Here is a 3,343-nt window from a genome sequence, read left to right on the forward strand (position 1 = left end):
GAGTTTGGATGCGTTGCTCCAGGTTTGTTTTGACGCGCTTTTCACAGCCTGAAGCTACCTGCACGGCATACCAACGGGAGCCTTCTTGCACCTCGTCTGGAGATAATTGTTCTACGTCCAGGGATGCTGAGTGCCGATCTCGATCGCGTTGTTCGTCTGTTGCGGAACTCATCCGAACACCTTTGTTGATGCCCAACTAAAAAAGTTATCTACTAAATAGATCAGAAGTGCAGAAAGAATCACCATAAGAATGACCGCAGCCGATTCGCTAATTAACTGCTGTCGCGTCGGCCAGACTACTTTATCCAGCTCTTCCTTGGTTCCCTGCACAAACTTGCCGACACTAAACCCAGCTTTCGTTTCCTCAATCTCTGCTTCGCCTTTTTTTGCCACGCTCCCTTATTCCCCCTTTCTTCCCTCTACTTTTGACTGCACAAGTATGCGGAGCAAACCGAAAGTTTGGTTGCCACGCACTAGAAGGCGATCGATCCCTAACCACCCAAAAAAACAATTATACCCGAAAATTGTTTCTCTTTAGGATAATCAGACTCAAAACCACCCCCAGGCATTTGTCTGGAGGCGGTTTATTCTTAAATTATTATAGCGCCATATTTGATATTCATTTTACAGTCAAAAGGAAAGCGATCGCCCAAAATACTTCTTCCCCACCCAGTTTTTCCGTGCATAGCTATGCCAGAGTCCAGAGCTGCATAGGAGTATGATTTTCCCTCTGTTCCCCTAGACCCGACGCTCTAGTCCCTTTTTTTGACTTTTGACTTTTGACTTTTGACTTTTCTACGCGCCCTGGAGGACTTGAACCCCCGACATCAGGTTTTGGAGACCTGCGTTCTACCAACTGAACTAAGAGCGCTCGCTGATTTATGTGCCGAATTTGATTATAACAACATTATGAGAGTCTGTGCAAGAGACTCCCATATTTTTACCAAAACTAGGACATGGGACGGTCAAAGCGTTGCTTCAGACGAGTGGCCTTACCGACGCGATCGCGCAAGTAGTACAATTTAGCACGGCGAACTTGGCTTCTACGCAGCACCTTGATGTTAGATATTCTGGGAGAGTGAACTAAAAACACCCGTTCCACGCCAACGCCTTGAAAGATACGGCGCACGGTGATTGTTTGGTTAATACCCGTATTGCGCTTGGCAATCACAACACCTTCATAAGGTTGTACCCGCTCTTTACCGCCTTCTTGAATTACGACCCCAACCTTAACAGTATCGCCTATATGGATTTCGGGTAAATCTTTTTTTAGCTGTTCCCCTTCTATCGATCGAATTATTTCTTGTGCATTCATAAAAATCTCCGCGAGTGTGTAAACCGTGTCTCTAGTCAACTAGGGTTTCCGGCTGGAAGTCCCCGATTATAACCGGGGTCGTTGACAATATTTCTAAAAAACTCACAATTTTTTATCATACATCTATATAAGTAGAAAAGTCCAGAGTATACCAGAAAAGCAAGTAGGGTGGGCATTGCCCACCCCGCTCGTGCAGGTATTGTCGTTCGCTCCGATATCGCCAATTCCCTTGCAGTGCTTAGAACGTAAATGTCGTCCGCACTGTACCCACGTAGATGGTGTCGTTGTTGTCGTTATGTTCTGGATTAAGAATCACAAACGCACCTGGGGTAATTGAGATGTTGTCGTTGACGCGGATACGGTAGAAAGCCTCCAGATGATAGGAAGTATCGGGATCTTCAGCAGCATCGCTATCGGTAACTCTGGGTGGCTGACCCGCTACAAAACCCAACAGGTTACCCTTTCTACCAAAGTCAGGTAAACCGAGAGTTACGGCATAGTTGATGATGGTGGCATCCTGATCGGCAACTCCATCTTCCCGGTGAGCGTCTGTATAGCCTCCCCAAGCAGAAAGAACAAATTTGGGGCTCAATCGCAAGGTTGCTTCTAGCCCGAAATGGTCTGCTGAAGTAGCAACGCGACCAAACGGCTGGGCAGCTATAGAGCTACCAGTGCTTCCGGACAGGTTAACATTACCTGGGTGGTTATTGAAAGAGCGGACGTAAGTCAGACCCAAACCAAAAGTGTTGCTTGGCCGGAAAGATAACTGAGCCATTGCAGCATAATTACCGTCGAAAAGCCCAAAGCTATCGGTGGGATTATTCGCGATGCCGGCACCCGCCATATAGCCCAATCCCAGGCTGAAAGCTTTGCTGAATTTATGTTCGATTGCTGCCCCCGCACCACCTTCCGCTTGTCGATAAATCGGGTTAAAGCGTCCAAATCGAGAAATAGAACCAGTCCCAGAAGATTCAAACAGTGGGTTGAAGTTATAGAAAAAGTCGTTGTACTCACCCCCGTTAGCGATCAAATGGACTGTTGTCCGAGAGCCCAAGGGGAAACGATAAATTAACTGGGATAGGGTGACATTGTTGTTGTCATCGTTGCCGTCAACCCCCAAACGGGTCATGTTCGTACCCGTGACACTGCCACTAAAGGGAGTGATATTTCGGGCTTGCAAACGAGTTCTCAAACGATCTTTGCCGGTAAAGCTGGTATCGAAATTCAGACGTACCCGGTCAGCGAAGATGGCATTATCCTGCAAGTCAGGATTATTATTTTCATCATCATCCCGATCGGCTGCTTCATCGCCAAACACACTAGATAGAGCGAAAATAGCTTCTCCCCTCAGTTTGGTGGTGGTAGAGAACTGCTGCGCTTCCAATTTCGCCGTGCGTGCTTCCAGTGCGTCTACGCGACCCCGTAGGGTTGTCAGTTCGGCTCTAAATTCCTCTTGCAAACGCCTAATCCGCTCCAAGTCTTCTGCACTGACATCCGGACGTATAGTGCCGATCAGTTCTTGAATGCGATTCAAGCAAGAATTTAAACCGGCGGCAAATTCGTAGCGAGTCAAAGCGCGGTTGCCGCGATAAGTGCGATCGGGATATCCTTCAATACAGCCGTAGCGCTCTACCAGAGATTGCAGAGCTTGGAATGCCCAGTCTGTCGGTTGGACGTCCCGCAATTGGGACACGGAAGTAACTTGCTCCAGACCGTTGGTTTGCTCGGTGTACTGATTGATTTGGTCTATAGTTGCGTTAGAAGTTCCGTTAGAGCTTGGCTCGACAATAGCCGGGGGCTGATTGTAGCGATCGATTTGGTCTAGCATAGTGCCAGCTTCTTGCTGGGCATTGCTAGAGGGTTGGTTAGCGATTGTCGTCGAAGATTCCTCTGCTGCCAGAGTACCGTTAGCTACCAGAATTGTTACACCCAAAAGAACGGGGCTGAGTCTTAGCGCGTTCCAAAGCGTTTTTGACATCTTTGTTGCCTCACACCAAATTTGAACAAAATTGTACTGTCAAGCCTCAA

The 3,343-nt window shown here is 47.8% G+C and carries 4 protein-coding genes and 1 tRNA gene; all 5 read right to left on the bottom strand.

Going from position 1 to position 3,343, the window contains the following annotated elements; genetic code table 11:
• The coding region (locus tag H6S82_RS25090; RefSeq protein WP_277926560.1) for a transcription termination/antitermination NusG family protein at window positions 1-172 on the bottom strand (172 nt) is incomplete at its 3' end.
• Complete coding sequence (gene secE / locus H6S82_RS25095) at window positions 169-393, bottom strand: preprotein translocase subunit SecE (protein WP_190461214.1); 225 nt, start codon at window positions 391-393, stop codon at window positions 169-171. The genes secE and H6S82_RS25090, both read right to left, overlap by 4 nt.
• A gap of 405 nt (window positions 394-798) precedes the next feature.
• Window positions 799-871: transfer RNA gene (locus H6S82_RS25100), tRNA-Trp, on the bottom strand.
• A 78-nt stretch (window positions 872-949) separates the two neighbouring features.
• Complete coding sequence (gene rplS / locus H6S82_RS25105; protein ID WP_190461212.1) at window positions 950-1,315, bottom strand: 50S ribosomal protein L19; 366 nt, start codon at window positions 1,313-1,315, stop codon at window positions 950-952.
• A gap of 238 nt (window positions 1,316-1,553) precedes the next feature.
• Window positions 1,554-3,293, bottom strand: coding sequence for an iron uptake porin (locus H6S82_RS25110; protein WP_190461211.1), 1,740 nt, complete (start codon window positions 3,291-3,293; stop codon window positions 1,554-1,556).
• Between the last annotated feature and the right edge of the window lie 50 nt (window positions 3,294-3,343).

This window comes from Planktothrix sp. FACHB-1355 (assembly GCF_014748295.1).
In the GTDB taxonomy this organism is placed as follows: Bacteria; Cyanobacteriota; Cyanobacteriia; order Cyanobacteriales; family Aerosakkonemataceae; genus Aerosakkonema; species Aerosakkonema funiforme_A.

Excerpts from the sequence above, each read along its gene's own strand:
- H6S82_RS25110 (WP_190461211.1), bottom strand. The coding sequence starts at position 3,293 with ATGTCAAAAACGCTTTGGAACGCGCTAAGACTCAGCCCCGTTCTTTTG.
- rplS (WP_190461212.1), bottom strand. The coding sequence starts at position 1,315 with ATGAATGCACAAGAAATAATTCGATCGATAGAAGGGGAACAGCTAAAA.